This window comes from Nonomuraea sp. NPDC049480 (assembly GCF_044465905.1).
Taxonomy (GTDB): domain Bacteria; phylum Actinomycetota; class Actinomycetes; order Streptosporangiales; family Streptosporangiaceae; genus Nonomuraea.
In genome coordinates, this window is the sequence record NZ_JBITMD010000005.1 from 249,777 (window position 1) to 268,278 (window position 18,502).

General features: G+C 71.6%; 18 protein-coding genes. 3 read left to right on the forward strand and 15 right to left on the reverse strand.

The genetic code is table 11. The annotated features are described in order from the left end of the window. Positions 1-30 precede the first annotated feature (30 nt). The gene (locus ACIBX3_RS17230) at positions 31-1,122 is read right to left on the reverse strand and encodes a hypothetical protein (RefSeq protein ID WP_397117882.1); all 1,092 of its coding nucleotides are present in this window, start codon (positions 1,120-1,122) and stop codon (positions 31-33) included. A 77-nt stretch (positions 1,123-1,199) separates the two neighbouring features. Between ACIBX3_RS17230 and ACIBX3_RS17235 the strand changes: the two genes are divergently transcribed. From ACIBX3_RS17235 to ACIBX3_RS17245, 3 genes are all read left to right on the forward strand, one after another. Continuing rightward, positions 1,200-1,661: an RDD family protein gene (locus ACIBX3_RS17235; protein WP_397117884.1), complete on the forward strand. Its 462-nt coding sequence runs from the start codon at positions 1,200-1,202 to the stop codon at positions 1,659-1,661. 62 nt (positions 1,662-1,723) lie between these two features. Beyond that, a complete protein-coding gene (locus ACIBX3_RS17240; RefSeq protein ID WP_397117886.1) occupies positions 1,724-2,341 on the forward strand; it encodes a TetR/AcrR family transcriptional regulator in 618 nt (205 codons plus the stop codon). Continuing rightward, positions 2,338-3,276, forward strand: coding sequence for a hypothetical protein (locus ACIBX3_RS17245; protein ID WP_397117888.1), 939 nt, complete (start codon positions 2,338-2,340; stop codon positions 3,274-3,276). Before ACIBX3_RS17240 ends, ACIBX3_RS17245 begins: the two co-directional genes overlap by 4 nt. Here the strand turns inward: ACIBX3_RS17245 and ACIBX3_RS17250 are convergent. From ACIBX3_RS17250 to ACIBX3_RS17315, 14 genes are all read right to left on the reverse strand, one after another. Next, on the reverse strand, positions 3,257-4,021 hold the full coding sequence (locus ACIBX3_RS17250) for a class I SAM-dependent methyltransferase (RefSeq protein ID WP_397117890.1): 765 nt from the start codon (positions 4,019-4,021) through the stop codon (positions 3,257-3,259). The two genes, ACIBX3_RS17245 and ACIBX3_RS17250, sit on opposite strands and share 20 nt — an antisense overlap. After that, positions 4,021-4,701, reverse strand: coding sequence for a DUF4191 domain-containing protein (locus tag ACIBX3_RS17255; RefSeq protein ID WP_397117892.1), 681 nt, complete (start codon positions 4,699-4,701; stop codon positions 4,021-4,023). Before ACIBX3_RS17255 ends, ACIBX3_RS17250 begins: the two co-directional genes overlap by 1 nt. 64 nt (positions 4,702-4,765) lie before the next feature. Continuing rightward, the gene (locus ACIBX3_RS17260) at positions 4,766-7,129 is read right to left on the reverse strand and encodes a beta-glucosidase H (protein WP_397117894.1); all 2,364 of its coding nucleotides are present in this window, start codon (positions 7,127-7,129) and stop codon (positions 4,766-4,768) included. A 38-nt stretch (positions 7,130-7,167) separates the two neighbouring features. After that, positions 7,168-7,986 carry an alpha/beta fold hydrolase gene (locus tag ACIBX3_RS17265; RefSeq protein WP_397117896.1) on the reverse strand — a complete coding sequence of 273 codons (819 nt, stop codon included), beginning with the start codon at positions 7,984-7,986 and terminating at the stop codon, positions 7,168-7,170. Further along, positions 7,962-8,348, reverse strand: a complete 387-nt coding sequence (locus tag ACIBX3_RS17270) for a VOC family protein (RefSeq protein WP_397117898.1) — start codon at positions 8,346-8,348, stop codon at positions 7,962-7,964. Before ACIBX3_RS17270 ends, ACIBX3_RS17265 begins: the two co-directional genes overlap by 25 nt. Positions 8,349-8,440: 92 nt before the next feature. Then, on the reverse strand, positions 8,441-9,397 hold the full coding sequence (locus ACIBX3_RS17275) for a helix-turn-helix domain-containing protein (protein ID WP_397117900.1): 957 nt from the start codon (positions 9,395-9,397) through the stop codon (positions 8,441-8,443). A gap of 157 nt (positions 9,398-9,554) precedes the next feature. After that, a complete protein-coding gene (lipA, locus tag ACIBX3_RS17280) occupies positions 9,555-10,484 on the reverse strand; it encodes a lipoyl synthase (RefSeq protein ID WP_397117902.1) in 930 nt (309 codons plus the stop codon). A 42-nt stretch (positions 10,485-10,526) separates the two neighbouring features. After that, positions 10,527-11,510, reverse strand: coding sequence for a M48 family metallopeptidase (locus ACIBX3_RS17285; RefSeq protein WP_397117904.1), 984 nt, complete (start codon positions 11,508-11,510; stop codon positions 10,527-10,529). A gap of 71 nt (positions 11,511-11,581) precedes the next feature. Further along, entirely contained in the window at positions 11,582-12,277 is a 696-nt protein-coding gene (gene lipB / locus ACIBX3_RS17290; RefSeq protein ID WP_397117906.1) for a lipoyl(octanoyl) transferase LipB, read from the reverse strand. A 38-nt stretch (positions 12,278-12,315) separates the two neighbouring features. Beyond that, positions 12,316-13,053, reverse strand: coding sequence for a Type 1 glutamine amidotransferase-like domain-containing protein (locus ACIBX3_RS17295; protein WP_397117908.1), 738 nt, complete (start codon positions 13,051-13,053; stop codon positions 12,316-12,318). 37 nt (positions 13,054-13,090) lie between these two features. Continuing rightward, positions 13,091-13,984, reverse strand: coding sequence for a TIGR01777 family oxidoreductase (locus ACIBX3_RS17300; protein ID WP_397117910.1), 894 nt, complete (start codon positions 13,982-13,984; stop codon positions 13,091-13,093). A 119-nt stretch (positions 13,985-14,103) separates the two neighbouring features. Further along, positions 14,104-15,561 carry a 2-oxoglutarate dehydrogenase, E2 component, dihydrolipoamide succinyltransferase gene (gene sucB, locus ACIBX3_RS17305; RefSeq protein WP_397117912.1) on the reverse strand — a complete coding sequence of 486 codons (1,458 nt, stop codon included), beginning with the start codon at positions 15,559-15,561 and terminating at the stop codon, positions 14,104-14,106. A gap of 38 nt (positions 15,562-15,599) precedes the next feature. Continuing rightward, on the reverse strand, positions 15,600-17,000 hold the full coding sequence (lpdA, locus tag ACIBX3_RS17310) for a dihydrolipoyl dehydrogenase (RefSeq protein WP_397117914.1): 1,401 nt from the start codon (positions 16,998-17,000) through the stop codon (positions 15,600-15,602). A 13-nt stretch (positions 17,001-17,013) separates the two neighbouring features. Further along, positions 17,014-18,483 carry a leucyl aminopeptidase gene (locus ACIBX3_RS17315; protein WP_397117916.1) on the reverse strand — a complete coding sequence of 490 codons (1,470 nt, stop codon included), beginning with the start codon at positions 18,481-18,483 and terminating at the stop codon, positions 17,014-17,016. Between the last annotated feature and the right edge of the window lie 19 nt (positions 18,484-18,502).

An 18,502-nucleotide genomic window follows, 5' to 3' on the forward strand; every position in this document is an offset into this window, starting at 1 on the left:
AGCCTTGCACATGATCACGCCGGAGGTCGTTCACGTCCTCCTGGCGGTGCGGCACTCGCCCTCGTGCCGCTCCCGATCGAGGTCATAAGGGTCGACGGGCGTGCCGGTGGGGCGTTCCGCGTCAGGGGCTGAGTCGCGGTACATGGGGTGGATATATCCGTCCTCGCGTACGTCGCACCGCACAGGCGTCACGCTACCGCCCCAATCGCTGATCCAGGTGACCGCGCCCCGCGTGTCGCGATAGATGAGCACGGTGCCGCGGTGGTGCTTGACGAGCCGCGTCATCGTGTCGGGCCGGCCCGGCCGCTGGATCGCGTACACGACCAGATGGTTCGTCTCCAGCTTGGCGCCGGTGATCCCGTCCTTCTCGAAGGCCGAGAGTTTCGTCCTGCCGTGCACCTTGATCACATCGGTGGCCTGTTCGGCGGTCTTCGGCGCGAAGCTCAGCACCCACGATCTCGTGGTGCCTTTCTTCCCGCGGTCAAGGTTCTTCCGGAACCACGATCGCTGATCGGGATGGAGCAGCTTGATGAAGGGTGCCGGCTTGCCGCCCATGAGCGTCCCGCGGTCGAGGTGGGCCGCCGCCAGCAGCTCGCGCGCCCGCTCCAGTCCTTCGGCCACCTGCTTCTTCGACAGCCCGCCCAGCGCCTTGGCCTTCGGCATGACGAAACCGTCCTCGCCCTCCGCCCAGTCCTCCGCCCTGGACCCCTCGAACGGCCCCGCCGCCGCCGTCTCGATCGCCTCCACCGTCTCGATCGCCTCCACCGTCTCCGGCTCCTCGGGCTGGAGAGCGGCTTCCACCGGCATGGTCTCCTCCGGTATCGCCCCCGAGGGCGCCAGCAGGTCGGGGCGGAGGGTGACGACGAGGCCCGCGGCCCCGATCAGCGCGGTGACCGTGGCCATCGCGAGCCAGGCCCGCCCGATCCGGCGCGGCGGCCTGCCTAAGTGATCGGTCCAGCCGTCCGGCGAGCGCCCGGCCTGCCGCGCCGGGGGTCCTGAAGGGCTCCGGCGCGCCGCTCTGGCCTCCTTCTTGGCGGTGGCCCGCATCTTGCGCCGCTCTTCGTCGTCGATCTGCGCGACCAGTTCGTTGAACCGCTTTTCAAGGTCATCCCCGTGTGGCATGGCGTACATCGTGGCCACTTCAGAGCGCGGTTGGGTCACAATGCCGACCGCCCTGCCAGACGGCTACCGTTGATGTCATGAGCAGCAAGCAACCTCGGTGGACGCAGACGTGGCTCGGCGGGGTCAGGTCCGCCGGGGTCGATCTCGGCTACCCGGGTGAACGCCTGGGACTGCCCGAGGAGGGCAGCGGGTCGATCGCCGGATGGGGGCGCCGGATCGGCGCGCTGGTCATCGACTGGATGATCTGCACGTGGGTCGTCGTGCAGCTGCTGCTCCGGATGAACCCGGGCGAGTCGCCGTGGGCGCCCGTGATCGTGTTCGCCGTCCAGTACCTCATCCTGGTCGGATTCATGGGGCAGACGTTCGGGCACCGGCTGATGGGGATCAGGGTGGCCGCGATGGACGGCGGCGACCCGCGGCTGCTGCCCGTGGCGGTGCGTACGGTCCTGGTCTGCCTGGCCGTGCCCGCCCTGATCTGGGACCGCGACCACCGGGGCGTCCACGACCGCGCGTCCAACACCATGGTCGTCCGCATGTGACCTGCCAGCGATAAAACCGTACCGGGTTCAAAAACGTACCCGGTACGGTTTATGCTGTCCGCATGATGATGGCGGGACTGAGGGAGCGGAAGAAGGAGCAGACGCGGCGGCGGATCGCCGAGGTGGCGCTGCGGCTGTTCGACGAGCGCGGCTACGACGCCGTGACCGTCAACGAGATCGCCGAGGCGGCCGGGGTCGCCAAGGTGACGCTGTTCAACTACTTCCCGGCCAAGGAATGCCTGGTCACCGACGGGGTGGAGGACGACCTGGCGGCGGTGGTCGTGGCCGGGCGCGCGCAGGGGCGCGCTCCGCTCGACGCCCTGCGCGAGCACTTCCGCTCGATGGCGGCCCAGGGCGCGGGCGACGTGGACGCCGAGGCGCTGCTGGCCAGGGTTCGGGTGATCTCGTCGCATCCGGCGCTGATGGGGGCGCTGTACGCGGTGCGCATGGGAGAGCGGTACGAGCTGGCCGCCGCGCTCGCCGGTGAGGGTGAGCTGCGGGCGCAGCTCATGGCCGCGCAGATCACCGCCGCGGTCACGACGCTCCAGGAGGCGTTCTTCCGGCGTGTCGCCGCGGGGGAGCCGCTGGAGGAGGCGGGCGGGCGGCTGGCGGACGACGTCGAGGTGGCCTTCGACCTGCTAGCGCACGGCTTTTCATCGATAAAAGGGGAAAAATCATGAAAAAGGGCATCAACTACGACACGGGGTTCCTGCCGGGGCGTGGCCTGTCGCGGAAGGCGTTCGACGCCGAAACCGTCGCCCGCGAGATGCGGGTGATCGCCGATGACCTGCACTGCGAGGTCGTCAGGATCTCCGGGCGCGATCCCGAGCGGCTGAGCGTGGCGGCCGAGCAGGCGGCCGCCGCGGGCCTGGAGGTGTGGTTCGCGCCGTTCCCGGTGGACCTGGACGAGGGCGAGATGCTCGCGCTCTTCGCCGAAGCCGCCCGGCGCGCCGAGTCCGTACGCCGCTCCGGCGCCGAGGTCGTGCTCGTCACCGGCTGTGAGATCACCGCCTTCGGCAAGGGTTTCATGAAGGGCCGCACCTACGGCAAGCGGCTCGACACGCTGATGAACGCCGACATCGCCTGGTGGACGTCCTTCGCGCAAGTCATGCCGCGCTTCAACGCCTACCTGGCGGAGGTGGCCGAGACCGTGCGGCCGCTGTTCGGCGGCCGGGTGACGTACGCCTGCGCGCCGTGGGAGCAGGTCGACTGGGCGCCCTTCGACGTGGCCGGCGTCGACGCCTACCGCGCCGCCTACAACGCCGGCAATTTCGCGGAGGAACTGCGGGCCCACTTCAAGCACGGCAAGCCGGTGGCCGTGACGGAGTTCGGCACCTGCCCCTACCAGGGCGCGGGTGATCGCGGCGGTGCGGCGTGGGCGGTGCCCGACGGCGCGGTGTACGACGAGGGCGAGCAGGTCCGCTACTTCACCGAGCTCATGGACGTCTTCGAGCAGGAGGGCGTGGACACCGCCCTGTGGTTCACCTTCGCCGCCTACACCCGGCCAGGCGCCGGCGACATCGGCTCGTACGGCGTGGTCCGGATGCTCGACGACACCCGCTGGGAGCCCAAGGAGGTCTTCCACGCCATGGCCGCTAGGTACGCGCGCAGCTGAAGATGGCCGTGCCCGGGAGGTGGCGGCCGCGCAGCGGGCTCCAGCCGCCCCACACCCGCTCGTGCCCCTCCGGCCACTCCGGCTCCAGCAGGCCGGTGATCGTCAGCCCGGAGGCGACCAGCAGGCCGACCCAGTCGGCCAGGGTCCGGTGGTGCTCGACGTACGTCGGCGTGCCGCGCTCGTCGCGCTCGACGTAGGGCGTGCGGTCGAAGTAGGACCGGTCGGACGTCAGCCCGCGCGGCCCCGGGTCGTCGGGGAACGCCCACCGGATCGGATGGCTCACCGAGAACACGAACCGCCCCCCGGGCCGCAGCACCCTGCGGACCTCCCGGAACACCGCGAGGGGATCGGCCACGAACGGCAGCGCCCCGAACGCCGAGCAGGCCAGGTCGAAGGCGTCGCCGGCGAACGGCAGCGCCTCGGCGTCGGCCTGCACCACGGGCACGCGCAGCCCCGTGCCGAGGTCGATGCGCTGGGAGTGACGCAGTTGCCGGTGGGAGATGTCGAAGGCCGCCACCTGGGCCCCCTGCGTCACCAACCATCGCGCGCACTGGGCCGCGCCGCAGCCGATCTCCAGCACGCGCCGCCCGCGCACCTCCCCGAGGAGGTGCGCGTCGGCCTCGTCCACGCCTTCCGGGCACCACACGAACCCGGTGTCACGCAGGAACTCGCCGTGCTCGACCTGGTAGTCGTCGGCGTTGCCGTCCCACCAGCCGCGGCTGGCCCGCGAAGAAACAGAGATCACTAGCGCATCTTGGGGCCGCGCGGCATGCGGGCGCCCTTGGGCATCGGGCCCTTGGGCAGCGGCATGTTGCGCGGCAGCGAGCCCAGGCGGTCCTTGACCTCGTTGACGGCCGGCTTCTTCAGGTTGCGCGGCAGCTTCATGATGTGGCGCTGCAGCTTGCCGAGCGGCACCTGCCCCTCGCCGTCACCGCACTGGATGTCGTAGATCTCGACGCCCAGCACCACCCGCGCGATCCGCTTCTTCTCGGCCGCCAGCATCTTCGCCACCCGGTTGCCCGGGCCCTCCGACACCAGCACCACGCCCGGGTGGCCCACCACGAGGTGCACCAGGTCCTGGTCGCGGTTGACCGCGATGGCCGGAGTGACCTGCCAGTTGCCCCGCATGCCCTGCAGCACCGCGGCCGCGGCGCCGGTCTGGCCGTGCAGGATCGAGTATTGCGCCCGCTGCGCGAGCTGCCCGAACACCACCAGACCGACGGTGAACGCGGCCAGGATGCCGATGAAAATCGAATACCACAGATAGTCCGTGACCAGGCCGATCACGACGACCACAGCCAGCGTGCCCACCGCGGAGAGAAAAACGGTCGGCATCCCCTTGGGGTTGGCCTGCTTGATGATCTGCGCGATCATGCGGAGCTGCTTGATGCGCCCCGGCTTCTCTGGATCCTCGGACTTTGCCATGCTCTGAAGGATACAAACCAACTGGTGGACTATGGAAAACGCGGCCCGCCGATTTCGCCCTCGGCTAGATCTTCACGGTGACGGTCAGTCGCGTATCGGACACGCACGGTCCCGCCTCGATCGTGTGCTCGCCCTCGACCGTGCGCCAGCGGCCGTCCTCCCACACCTGGAAGGCCCGATCGGGCGGGAACACGGTGGTGATCACGGTTTCTCCCGGCGCCGCCTCGACCACGTCGAAGCCCACCAGCCGCCGATCCGCCCCTTCGGCGAGATAGAGCTGTACGACCTCACGGCCCGGCCGGTCGCCGGTGTTGGTGACCGCCACCGTGACGGCGCCGCCCTGTCCGGCGATCGAGTCGTACGACCAGGTCGTGTACCCCAGCCCGTGCCCGAACCAGAACGCCGGCTCCTTCCCCGACCGCAGCCACGCCCGATACCCGATGAACGCCCCCTCCTCGTACGCCACCGCCCCGTCCACGGGCGTCACGTTCACCACGGGGCAGTCCTCCAGCCGGCGCGGCCACGTCGTGGGCAGCCGCCCGCCCGGCTCGGCGTCACCGAACAGCACGTCGGCCAGCGCCGACCCCGCCTCCTGCCCGGGGAACCAGACGAGCAGCACCGCCGCCACCTCATCGGCCCACGGCATCTCCACCGGCGAGCCCGCGTTGACCACGACCACCGTGCGCGGGTTGGCGGCGGCCACCGCGCGGATCAACTCGTCCTGGCGCCCGGGCAGCTTGAGATCCGTGCGGTCGAAGCCCTCGCTCTCCACCTCCGGAGTGGTCCCGGCCACGACCACCGCCACGTCGCACTCCGCCGCCACGCGCACGGCCTCGGCCATGAGCGCCTCCTCGCCGGGGCTGGGGTCGGCGTGGCCGAGGGTGAAGGCCACGAACGCCATGCCGACGAACGCTCCCGCCGGGTGCGTCACGCTCAGCTCGTACGCCTCGCCCGCCGTCATCGGCACGCTCACCCGCCGCTCGGGCGGTGAGAAGAGCGCGGCGGCCGGGTCGCCGCCCGACAGGTCGATGGCCTCGTCGAACACGGTCTCGCCGTTCACGGTGAGGGTGAAGGAGCCCACGCCGGCGACGGACAATTCGTGCTCGCCCGACACCCCCGGCGTGTACGTGGTCAGCAGCCGCACCATCTTCAGCCGGTCGCCGTCCACATCCGGCGGCAACTGGCCGATCCAGCGGGCCTCGCCGCCGGCCAGCGGGTGCTCGGCCAGCACGCCGCCGTCCTCGTCCAGGAACAGCGCCCTGGCGGGTGAGGAGATCGGCGCCAGGCGGATCCGGGGGTCGGTGCCGAGGGCGTACCGGACGTCGGCGCGCTCGCGCAGGCCCTCCAAGGGCGAAATGATCCGGTCGGGGAAGACCTGGGCGCTGCCGCCGCCCATGACGCGGGCCTCGCGTGCGGCCGCGCCGATCAGGGCGATGGTGCGCACGCCCCGGAGCGGGAGGACGCCGTCGTTCGTGAGCAGGGTGAAGCTCCGCGCCGCCACCTCGTGCGCGAGCGCCGGACCGTCGATGAGCGGGCGCCCGGCCGCGGCGGCCGGCGCGCCGGGTGAGCGCAGCGCGCCGACGCGCTCGGCCAGGCGCAGGATGCGGCGGACGCGGTCGTCGACGACCGACTCGGGCACTCGCCCCTCGCGTACGGCCGCCTCCAGCTTCTCGCCCCAGGGACCGTGCGGTCCCGGCATGGCCACGTCGGTCCCGCCCAGCGCGGCGGCCTCGGTGGAGCGGACCGCCGTCCAGTCGGACACGACGCACCCGTCGTACCCCCACTCGTCCTTCAGCACCCCGTCGACCAGCTCGGAGTGCTCGGTCATGGTGGTGCCGTTGACGCTGTTGTACGCCGTCATGAACGCCCACGCGCGCCGCGCCACCTGCTCGAACGGCCGCAGGTAGGCCTCCCGCAGCACCTTCTCGCCGACCCGCACGTCCACGGTGAAGCGGTCGGTCTCGAAGTCGTTGGCCACGAAGTGCTTCGGCGTGGCGGCCACGCCGCGCTCCTGCACGGCGTCGACGTACGCGGAGCCGAGCTCGGCCGTCAGGAACGGGTCCTCCGAGAAGCACTCGAAGTGCCGGCCGCCGAGCGGGGAGCGGTGCAGGTTGAGCGTGGGGGCGAGCAGCACGTGCACGCCCTTGCGGCCGGCCTCCTGGCCGAGCAGGGACCCGGCCTCCTTGATCAGCTCGCGGTCCCACGTCGCGGCGAGCGCGGTCGGGCTCGGCAGCGCGATCGACGGGTCGGCGGAGGTCCACTGCTCGCCGCGTACGCCGATGGGGCCGTCGCTCATCACGAGCCGGTCCAGCCCGATCTCGGGGATGGGCGGGAGCGACCACATGTCGGCCCCGGTGAGCAGTCGGATCTTGGTGCTGAGGTCCAGGCGGGCGATCAGTTCGTCGAAGTCCACTTCGGTAGTCTTCACCAGAAAACCGAATACCCGATAGGTTTGTTATCTTAGCGTTACTCTTCAAGCGTGAAGAACTCCAGCAACTCGGGCGCCAGCGCCTCGGCCGCCACGTCGTGCGCCTGGTCCTCCAGCACTCGCCGTATCGCGCCCGGCACCGCCGCCGCGACCGCCGCGCCCGCGTTCCGCATCCACGCGGGGCTGTCCTCGCCGTTGAGCACGAGCGTCGGCCGCCTGATCGCGGCGAGCCGCCGGGCGGGCAGCGCGTTGCCGGGTCCGAGCACGGCGGCCTCGTAGGCGAGCGTGTGCGCGACCGCCTCGGCCTGCGCCCAGAACGGCTGAGCGCGCATGCCGGCCACGGCCGCGGCCGGCACCTCGGCCGCATCCACCAGGAACCGCTCGACGGCCTCCGCCCGCCTGCCCGCCTCCACCAGCGCGGCCAGCCGGGCCGCGAAGTCGCGCGGCAGCGCGGGCGCGCTGTCGTCCACGTGGTACGGCGGCTCCCACAGGACCAGCCTGGTGATGCCCGGGAGCCGTACGGCGGCCTCCAGCGCCAGCGCGGCCCCGGACGAGCCCCCGAACACCATCGCGGGCCCGCCGGCCGCCGCCATGACGGCCGCCAGATCCTCCACCTCCCGCTCGACGGTGTACGGCGGGGTGTCCCCACTGTCGCCGCGGCCCCTGCGGTCATAGGAGCAGACCGTGAACCACGGCGCCAGGGCGCCGGCCACGCCGGCGAGCGTGGGATGCGCCCGGCCCATCATCGCCCCGGCCACCAGGACCACCGCCGGGCCCGAGCCGTAGGTGTCACAGGCGATCGCGGTGCCGTCCGCGGAGATCGCCGTGCCGCTCAGGACGCGGGCTGCACCAGGCACAACGCCTCCCAGTGGTGGCCGTCCAGGTCGGCGAAGCCGCGCTGGTACCTGACGCCGTCCTCCTGCTTCACGCCCGCCGGCGTGGCGCCCGCCGCCAGGGCCTTGTCGACCAGCTCGTCCACCTGCTGGGGATTCTCCATCCCGAGCACCAGGACCACCTCGGTGGCCTGGCCGGCGTCGGCGACGTCCTTGGTGATGTACGAGGCGAACACCGGCTCGGTCAGCAACATGACCTGCGTCTGTTCGCTGATGATCACCGACGCCATGCCCTCGGCCATGCCGAACAGCGTGAAGCCGAGGCCGGTGAAGAACTTGTGCGACCGGTCCAGGTCCTTGACCGGCAGGTTGACGAAGAGCTGCATTTCCTGATCCCTTCCATCGATCGGGCGAACAGCTCCAGTCTGCTGATCAAGGACTCGCCCGTCTTGGATCTGGGCGCCAGGTGGATTGACGTTCAGCGCACGGCGCCGGCGCGGCGGTATTCGGCCGGCGGCATGCCGTACGCGCGCCGGAACAGCCTGCTGAAGTGCGCCGAGTCCGGCAGCCCCCACCGGGCCGCGATCGTGCTCACCGGCTCGTCGCCGCCCGCGGCCAGCTCCGCGCGGCAGCGCTCCAGGCGCCGCTGCCTGATCCAGGCGGCCACCGTGGTGTTCTCCGCCTCGAACAGGCGGTGCAGGTAGCGCACGGAGACGTGGTTGGCCGCCGCGACCTGGCCGGGGTCGAGGCCGGGGTCGCCCAGGTGCCGCTCGATGAAGGCGTGGACCTGCAGCAGGAGCGTCCGCTGCCGCGAGTCGGCCGGCAGCGACCGCGTCAGCTCAAGGCGCTCCGCGATCGCGGCGCCGACCAGGTCCATCACCACGGTCGAGAGGCGGGCGGCGCTGCCCGGCGCGTACGTCTCATGATCCGTGGCCACCCGGCGCAGCAGCGGCACGGCCAGCGCGCCCGCGCCGGACTCCGAGCCGATGGGCAGCGCGCTGAGCTCGGCGACGGAGTCCATCGGCAGGGCGAGCAGATCGCGCGGGATGCTGAACACGGCCAACTGCACCGCGCTGTCGTAGGCCAGCTCGTAGGGCCTGGTGAAGTCGTAGATCGCGAACTCACCGCGGCTGAGCTGGGTGGCGCGGCCGTCCTGGGCCAGGTGCGGGCTGCCCGAGATCGCCAGCACGACGCGGTAGTGCTCGGGGTTGTCACGGTGGATCAGACCGGCGGTCCGGTGCACGCTGTGCGGCGTCGAGGTGCGGACCCGGCCGACGCCCACGGGACCGAGCCGGCCGAACTCGATCGCGCCGCGCAGCGGCGCGTCGGGGTCGATCCGCAGGTCGAGCGGGCCCAGCGTGTCGCAGACGATGGTCTTCCAGGCGTCATGGCGGTCCTTGGCCGGCAGGTCACCGGTGCGGATCAGAACGGCCATCCCATCGCCCTCCGTCGGCTGCCCTGCCATGGTAGCGACGCCCCATCTCGCCGCAAACCCACCCGCCTCAGCCCAATCCCGCCTCCCATCGGACTGCCGTGCCCGGACACGAAGGAGCCCCGGGCGATCGTGCGCCCGGGGCCGTCCTCGGAAGACCTCAAGCGGTCTGACGGGCCTCGATGGCCTGCTTGTACAGCTTGCCCGCCCGGTACGACGAGCGGACCAGCGGCCCGGACAGGACCCCGGCGAACCCGATCGCCTCGGCCTCGGCCTGCAGCTCCACGAACTCCTCCGGCTTGACCCACCGCTCCACCGGGTGGTGGCGGGGCGTCGGCCGAAGGTATTGCGTGATCGTCAGCAGGTCGGTGCCGGCCGCGTGCAGGTCGCGCATGGCCTCGACGATCTCCTCGCGGGTCTCGCCCATGCCCAGGATCAGGTTGGACTTGGTGACCAGCCCGGCCTCACGGGCCATCGTGATCACCGCGAGCGAGCGGTCGTAGCGGAACGCGGGACGGATCCGCTTGAAGATCCGCGGCACCGTCTCCACATTGTGCGCGAACACTTCCGGCTTGCTGGAGAAGACCTCCTCCAGCTGGTCGCGGTTGCCGTTGAAGTCGGGCACCAGCAGCTCGACGCCGCAGCCCGGCAGCAGGGCGTGGATCTGACGCGCGGTCTCCGCGTAGAGCCAGGCGCCGCCGTCGGGCAGGTCGTCGCGGGCGACGCCGGTCACGGTCGCGTACTTCAGGCCCATCTGCTGGACGGACTCGGCGACCCGGCGCGGCTCGTCGCGGTCGTACTCCTTGGGCTTGCCGGTGTCGATCTGGCAGAAGTCACAGCGGCGCGTGCACTGGTCGCCGCCGATGAGGAAGGTCGCCTCGCGGTCTTCCCAGCACTCGTAGATATTGGGACAGCCCGCCTCTTCGCAGACCGTGTGCAGGCCCTCCCGGCGCACGAGCGATTTCAGCTCGGTGTATTCGGGGCCCGTCTTGAGCCTGGTCTTGATCCACGGGGGCTTGCGCTCGATAGGGGTTTCGGCGTTACGCACCTCCAGGCGGAGGAGCTTTCGGCCTTCAGGAGCAACGGTCACGTCCCCAGCTTACGTCTCGCGATGAAGCCGCCTGTTCAAGGGTCAGGTGATGAGGCCGAAGCCGCGGATCGCGCGGGCGTAGTGGGTCAGCAGCTCGGCGTCGATCCGCTCCGACTCGCGCGTGCCGAGCAGCTCCGAGTGCGGGGCCGAGGTGAGCACGCCGTCCTCCCTGAGCTGCGACCGGGCCAGCGCCCTCTGCCTGATCGACGCCACGCTCTCGCCGCGCAGCGCCGCCGCCTGCATCGGCGCCAGGTAGCCGGCGCCGGCCGCCAGCTCCTCCAGCTCGGCCAGCTCCTCTTCTGACGCCACCCGCAGCGCCAGCGCCCGCTGCCGCCGCCTGGTACGGGTCTCGCCGGCGCGGGCCAGCCGGCTCAGCGCGTACCGCACCAGCAGCACGGGCCCGCCCAGCACCCGGCCGAGCAGGCGGCCGAGGAAGCCCGCCACCTCGTACGTGGTCCCCGGCTGGTCGGCGACGCCCAGCGACGCAGCCGTGATCTTGGTCTGCGCCTCCTCCCTGACCCGCAGCGGCCCGGCCTCGATCAGCGCGTCGCGCCAGGCCTCCAGCGTCTCGAGCGCGCCGGTGACGATCAGCTCGTCACCGGTCGGGACGCGGGCGTACGCGGCCGCCAGCAGCGTCACCCGCTGCCCGGGCGGCAGGGCCAGCCACAGCGGCAGCCCGACGACCAGCGTCGGCGTGCGCGCCAGGCCCACCCGGTCGTACCAGGTCTCGGTGGCCAGGTCCCTGATCGCGACCCGGCTCGGCCGCTTGACGCCGACGCGGTCGGCCACGCGGTCGGCGACGGCGTACAGCTCCGGGGCGGAGGCGCGGCCGAGCACCTCGGCGTCGGCGGGCAGCGTGCCCAGGCGCGGCCGCAGCACCCACCCGATCGCCAGGCTCAGGCCGCCGAGCAGCCATGCGACCAGGGAGTCCGCGTGGGTCAGGATCGTCCAGGTGCCGAGCGCGACGAAGCCCAGCGTCATCAGGTGCACCAGCAGCGCGAGGATGAGAGCGAGGAGACGCTTCACACGGGCGATGGTAAGTCGGAGTTATCCCGATTTCTGCGGCTATTAGATGCCGATCCGGTTACCCTGCCGGCTCACCGGAGACGGAGGAGGTCTTCCTCGTGCAGTTCGTACGACTCCCTGCCCAGCGCCTCGGCCAGCCGCTTCTCCGCCATCGGCATGACCTCCTCGACCACGATGCGGCGGCCCGTCTCCGCCGACAGCGAGGAGACGCCCACGTCGGGCAGCCCGCACGGTGCGATCCGGTTGAACCAGCGGGGGTCGTTGGCGCAGTTGAGCGCGAAGCCGTGCATGGTGACGCCGCGCGAGACCCGGATGCCGACCGCGCCGAGCTGGCGGTCCGGCACCCCGAGACCGGCGTCGCCCATCGCCCAGACGCCGCCCCGCCCGGACACCCGCTGGGCCGAGACCCCGAAGTCCGCGCACACCTGGATCATGGTCTCCGCCAGGCGGTCGGCGTACGCGGTCACGTCGGTCACCCTGATGATCGGATAGGCCACGAGCTGGCCGGGACCGTGCCAGGTGAGGCGGCCGCCCCGGTCGACGTCGATGATCGGGGTGCCGTCGGACGGGCGCTCGTGCGGGGCCGTGCGCTTGCCCGCCGTGTAGACGGGTGCGTGCTCGAGGATGAGAACGGTGTCGGGCACCTCGCCCGCGACGCGTTTGCCGTGCACCCAGCGCTGCAGCGACCAGGCCTGCTCGTAGGGGACGTCGACGCCGAGCCGGACGAGGGCGAGTGCGTGGGGATCGTCCCCGGGGATGGGGCGCATGAGCCTATTGTGCCGTTCCATCACCCTTGAAGGGTAATTCAGGGGGTCAGGGAACGGGGCTCGATCCTGAACTCCTTGACCCCGCCCGCTCCGTCGTGCTCCAGCCGGTAGGCATAGCCGCCCGGCTCGACGGTGACCGCCTGGATGAACTCCGTGCCCACATAGTGCAGGGCGACGCCTTCGTCGGCGGCGTAGCCGCCGGGCAGCTCGCCGCTCGCCACCAACGCCTGCAGCAGCGCTCGCCGCTGCGGTTCGGAGTCGTAGTGCACGCCGCAGGAGTAGGGCAGCAGCGCGAGCCCGTCGGACCAGGGACGCAGCTCGGGGCCGAAGGAGTCGGTGTTGCCGCCCACGTGCCAGCACAGGGCACCGGCGCTCTGCCCGGTCAGCACCACCCCGGACCGCCACGCCTCCTCGAACGCCTCGTCCAACCCGTGCAGCCGCCACAACGCCATCAGATTGGCGACGCTGCCGCCGCTCACGTAGATCATGTCCTGCTCCATGATCCACGTCTTGGGGTCGGGGACGTTGGGCATCGGGAACACGGTCAGGTGGCTCACCTCGACGTCCCAGCCGGCGAAGGCGCCGTACATCTTCAGCAGCCAGTCCGCGGAATCGCCCGTCGCGGTGGCGAGCAGGCCGAGCTTCGGCCGATCCTGGCCGGTCAGGTCCAGTCCGTAGCGCAGCAGCCCGCTCGCCTCGACGAAGCCGTAGCGCGGGCTCGGGCGGAACGAGCCGCCGCCGATCGCGAGGATGTGCGACTGTCCTGACCGGGTCATGTCAAAGATCTCCCACCTGACGAGAGGACGAACGCCACTAGAGTACGGCGCGCAGCGCCTCGTCGAGGCTGCTATGGGCGAAGCGGTAGCCGCTGTCGGCCAGCTTGCGCGGCAGGACGCGGTGGCCGGGCAGCAGCCCCTCGCGGGCGAACTCGCCCAGGCCGAGGGAGAGCGCGAACGCCGGCACGGGGATCGGCATCGCGCTCCTGCGCACGGCCCTGGCGAGCGTACGGGTGAACTCCGTGTTGGTGACGGGGGAGGGGGAGGTGAAGTTCACCGGCCCGGTCACATCCGGATTCCTCAGCACGTGCAACGCGGCGCCCACCCAGTCGTCCACGCTGATCCACGACCAGTATTGCTTCCCCGACCCCAGCGGCGCCCCCAGCCCCATCTTGAAGATCGGCAACATCCGCCCGAGCGCCCCGCCCTTCCGGCTCAGCACCAGCCCGGTCCGCAGCCGCACGGTCCTGATCCCGGCCTCCCCGGCCCGCACGGCCTCGGCCTCCCAGCGCTCGCACAGGTCCGGCAGGAACCCCGTCCCCTTGCCCTGGTCCTCGTCGATCTCCCGATCGCCGGTGTCCCCGTAGAAGTCCACTCCAGAGGCGGACAGCAGCACCGGGGGCGGCGTGGCCACCTCGCGCAGCCCGTCCACGAGCACCCTGGTGCCCTCCACGCGGCTGGCGACCAGCTCCCGCTTGTACGCCTCGCTCCACCGCCTGTCCCCGATCGAGGCCCCGGCCAGATGCACCACGCCCTCGGCCCCGTCGAGCACGGACAGGTCGATGACCTGCTCCGACGGCTGCCAGAACGCCTCATCGGGGCCTTGCGGCTTCCTCCGGACCAGCCGGACGACCTCCCGCCCCTCGTCCCGCAGCGCCTGACCGAGTGCCGACCCCAGCAGCCCGGACGCCCCCGTCACGATGATCGCCATACGCCCACAGTACGCCCGCCACCCTCCGACCGCCGTCCACGCCGCCCCCGCCGCGCCGCCCCCCGGCCAAACGAAAGGCCGGACGTCCCCCGAGGGACGTCCGGCCGATCGGAGGAGCCTTACGCCAGGCCGAGCTGGGCCTCGAAGCGGCCCTCCTCCAGGCGACGCTTGATCGTCGTCAGGAAGCGCGCCGCGTCCGCGCCGTCCACCAGGCGGTGGTCGTACGTCAGCGCCAGGTAGACCATCGAACGCACCGAGATGACCTCGCCGTCGGCCGTGTCGAGCACCACGGGCCGCTTCACGACGGCGCCGGTGCCGAGCATGCCGACCTGCGGCTGGTTGAGGATCGGCGTGTCGAACAGTGCGCCGCGGCTGCCGGTGTTGGTCAGCGTGAACGTGCCACCGGTGATCTCGTCGGGCGTCACCTTGTTGGCGCGCGTCCGCTCGGCCAGGTCGGCCGTCTTGCGTGCCAGCCCGGCGAGGTTGAGGTCGCCCGCGTTCTTGATGACCGCGGCGATCAGGCCACGCTCGGTGTCGACCGCGATGCCCAGGTGCTCGACGTCGAAGTACGTGACCTCCATGGTCTCGTTGTTGATCGTCGCGTTGAGCTTCGGGTGCTGCTTGAGCGCCTCGATGGCGGCCATCTCGAAGAACGGCATGAACGACAGCTTGACGCCCTCGCGGCGCTGGAAGTCGGCCTTCGCACGCTCGCGCAGCCGCGCGATCTTGGTGACGTCGACCTCGACCACCGAGGTGAGCTGGGCCGCCGTCTGCAGCGACTCGACCAGCCGCTTCGACATCGTCTGGCGCAGCCGCGACATCTTCTCCGTGCGGCCGCGCAGGGTGGTGTCGACCTCGACGGGCTCGGGCGCCGTGGCGACGGCGGCCGGCGCCTGCGCGGCCGGAGCCGGGGCGGGCTGGGCGGCGGCCGGCTGAGCGGCGGGAGCCGGGGCGGCCTGGGCCGCGGCGGCCTTGTCGCGCTGCGCCTTGGCGGCCTCCAGCACGTCCTGCTTGCGGATGCGGCCGCCGACGCCGGTGCCGGTGATCGAGTCGAGGTCGACACCGTGCTCGTTGGCGAGCTTGCGTACCAGCGGCGTGACGTACGGGCTCTCGCCCGACGGCAGCGGGGTGGGCTCGGAGACCGGCGCCTGGGGAGCGGCCTGCGGCGCAGGGGCGGGCGCCGGAGCCGGGGCGGGCGGCGGCGCAGGCTGGGCCGGGGCCGGCTGCGGGATCGAGGAGACCGGCGCGGGGGCGGGCTCCGGCTCGGGCTCGGGCTGCGGCGCGGGAGCCGCGGCGGGGGCCGCGGCCTCCGGAGCCGGGGCGGCGGCGCCCGGCTGGGCGTTCTCGTCGATGACGGCGAGTTCGGCGCCGACCTCGACGGTCTCGTCCTCAGCCACGACGATCTTGGTGAGCACACCGGCGGACGGTGAGGGGATCTCGGTGTCGACCTTGTCGGTCGACACCTCGAGGAGCGGCTCGTCGGCCTCGACGCGCTCGCCCTCCTTTTTCAGCCAACGGGTGACGGTGCCCTCGGTCACGCTCTCGCCGAGCTGGGGCATCTGTACGGAGACCGGCATCGTTATTCTTCTCTCGCGTTCTGATCTCGAGGGCTGGACTAGTTGTGGACGTGCAACGGCTTGCCGGCCAGGGCCAGCATTGCCTCACCCATGGCCTCGGACTGGGTCGGGTGTGCGTGGATGAGCTGGGCGACCTCTGCGGGCAGCGCCTCCCAGTTGTAGATCAGCTGGCCTTCCGTGACGAGCTCGCCGATGCGCCGGCCCACCATGTGGACACCGACGACCGGGCCGTCCTTCTGGGCGATGACCTTGACCGCGCCCGAGGTGCCGAGGATCTGGCTCTTGGGGTTTCCCGCCAGGTCGTAGACCTGCTCGACGACCTCGATCCCGCGCTCGGCCGCCTGCGCCGACGTGATCCCGACCGAGGCGACCTCGGGGTCGGAGTAGGTGATGCGCGGCACGCCCGCGTAGTCGATGGGCGGCGGGTTGAGCCCGGCGATGTGCTCGGCCACCATGATCCCCTCGGCGAAGCCGGCGTGCGCCAGCTGCAGCGTCGGGATCAGGTCGCCGATGGCGTAGACGCCGGGCACGGACGTCCGGCAGTGCTCGTCGACCACGACCGCGCCGCGCTCGATCGCGATGCCCTGCTCCTCGAAACCCATGCCCGAGGAGACCGCGCCGCGGCCGACCGCGACGAGCAGCAGCTCGGCGTCGAGGGTCTTGCCGTTGGCCAGCGTGACGACCACGCCCGTCTCGGTGGTCTTGGCGCTGTCGAAGAAGACGCCCAGCTCGTATTTGATGCCGCGGCGGCGGAAGGCCCGCTCCAGCAGCTTGGAACTGGACTCCTCCTCGGTCGGCAGCAGGTGCGGCAGCGCCTCGACGATCGTGACCTCGGCTCCGAACGAGCGGTAGACGCTGGCCAGCTCCACACCGATCACGCCGCCGCCCAGCACGATGACCGAGGCCGGCACGCGGTCCATCTTCAGCGTGTGCTCGCTGGTGATGACGCGTTCGCCGTCGATCTCCAGCCCCGGCAGCGTCTTGGGCGCCGAGCCGGTGGCCAGGACGAGGTTGCGGCCCTCGTAGACCTCCGGGCCCACCTGGATCCTGTTGGCGCCGATCAGACGGCCCTCGCCCTCGACGATCGTCACGCCCGCGCCCTTCAGCAGGCCCTGCACGCCCTTCCAGGCCCGCGTGACGATCTTGTCCTTGAAGGTGTGGACGCCCTGGACGTCGATGCCGTCGAAGCTGGCCTTGACGCCGAAGGACTCGCTCTCGCGGGTCTCGTCGGCGACCTCGGCCGAGTGCAGCAGAGCCTTCGTGGGGATGCACCCCCGGTGCAGGCAGGTGCCGCCGATCTTGTCCTTTTCGATCAGGGCGACCGACTTGCCCAGCTCAGCCGCCCGCAGGGCGCAGGCGTACCCGCCGCTGCCGCCCCCTAGGACGACGATGTCATAGGCCACGGAAGGCTCCTTGTCGGGGTGTTCGTGTGCCGTCATCTTTTCATTTGTTTCAGATGCTCGCGTGCCGCTCGGCGAGTCCGATGAGCGTGCGGGTGATGGCCCCCGTGCCGCCCTTCGGCGTGTAGCCGTACGGCTCGCCCTTGTTGAAGGCGGGCCCGGCCATGTCGATGTGGGCCCAGCGCACCCCGTCGGGCACGAACTCCTTCAGGAAGATGCCCGCCGCCAGCATGCTGCCCCAGCGCTCCGGCTGGAGGTTGGCGATGTCGGCGATCGGCGAGTCGAGACCCTTGCGCAGCTCCTCGGGCAGTGGCATGCCCCACGCGCCCTCGCCGGCCGCGCCGGCGGCCTCGACGACCAGCTCCCTGACGGCGTCGTCGTTGGCCATGACGCCGGCGGTGCGCCAGCCGAGCGCGACGATCTGCGCGCCGGTGAGGGTCGCCACGTCGACGATCACGTCGGGGCCGTCCTCGGCGGCCCTGGCGATGCCGTCCATGAGCACCAGGCGGCCTTCGGCGTCGGTGTCGAGCACCTCGACGGTCTTGCCGCTGTAGCTGTGGATGATGTCGGAGGGGCGCTGCGCGGTGCCGCTCGGCAGGTTCTCGGCCAGGCAGAGGTAGCCGACGGCGTTCACGGGGAGGCCGAGCCTGGCGATGCCGATCAGTGCGCCGAGCACGGCGCCCGCGCCGCCCATGTCGGATTTCATCCAGTCCATGGAGGCCGACGGCTTGAGCGACAGGCCGCCCGAGTCGAACGTGATGCCCTTGCCCACGAAGGCGAGGGTCTTGCCGGCCTCCGGGTGGGTGTAGGAGAGGCGGACCAGGCGCGGCGGGTTGGCCGAGCCCTGGCCGACGCCGACGAGGCCGCCGTAGCCGCCGTCCTTGAGCTGCCTGTCGTCGAGCACCTGGACGCTCAGCCCGACCTTGCCGCCCTCCTGCTCGGCGATCTCGGCGAACCGGGCCGGCCACAGGTCGGAAGGAGGCATGTTGACCAGGTCGCGGACCAGCGCGACGGACTCGGCCAGCACGCCGGCGCGCGCGGCGACGGCCTCGGGCTGCCCGGAGATCACGGTCAGCTCGGCCACCGGCGGCTTCTGCTCGCCGTTCGTGCGGTAGCGGGAGAAGGCGTACGCGCCGAGCAGCCCGCCGAGCGCGACCGCCTCGGCCTCCTCGGGGGAGCCGGCGGGCAGGGCGAGCGCGGCGCGGGCGGTGCCGGCGAGGGATCGGACGGCGGCGCCGGCCGCGCGGCGCAGGCCCTCGGCGTCGCAGGAGTCGCCGAGCCCGACCGCGACCAGCAGCGGGGCGGCGATGGCGCCGAACGTGGGCAGCTTGGCCAGCTCGCCGGCCTTGCCGGTGAAGGCGACGGCCGCGAGCGAGGCGGCCAGCTTGCCGCCGAAGGCCGCGTCGAGGGACTCGGCGCCCGTGGCGGGGCTGGGGCCGTCCTGGCCGGACCGGAAGCCGACGACCAAAGCGTCGGTGTCGAGGGAGCCTGGATCTGCTGAGTTCAGCCGCACAGTGGTCACGTAAACCGATGCTATCCAG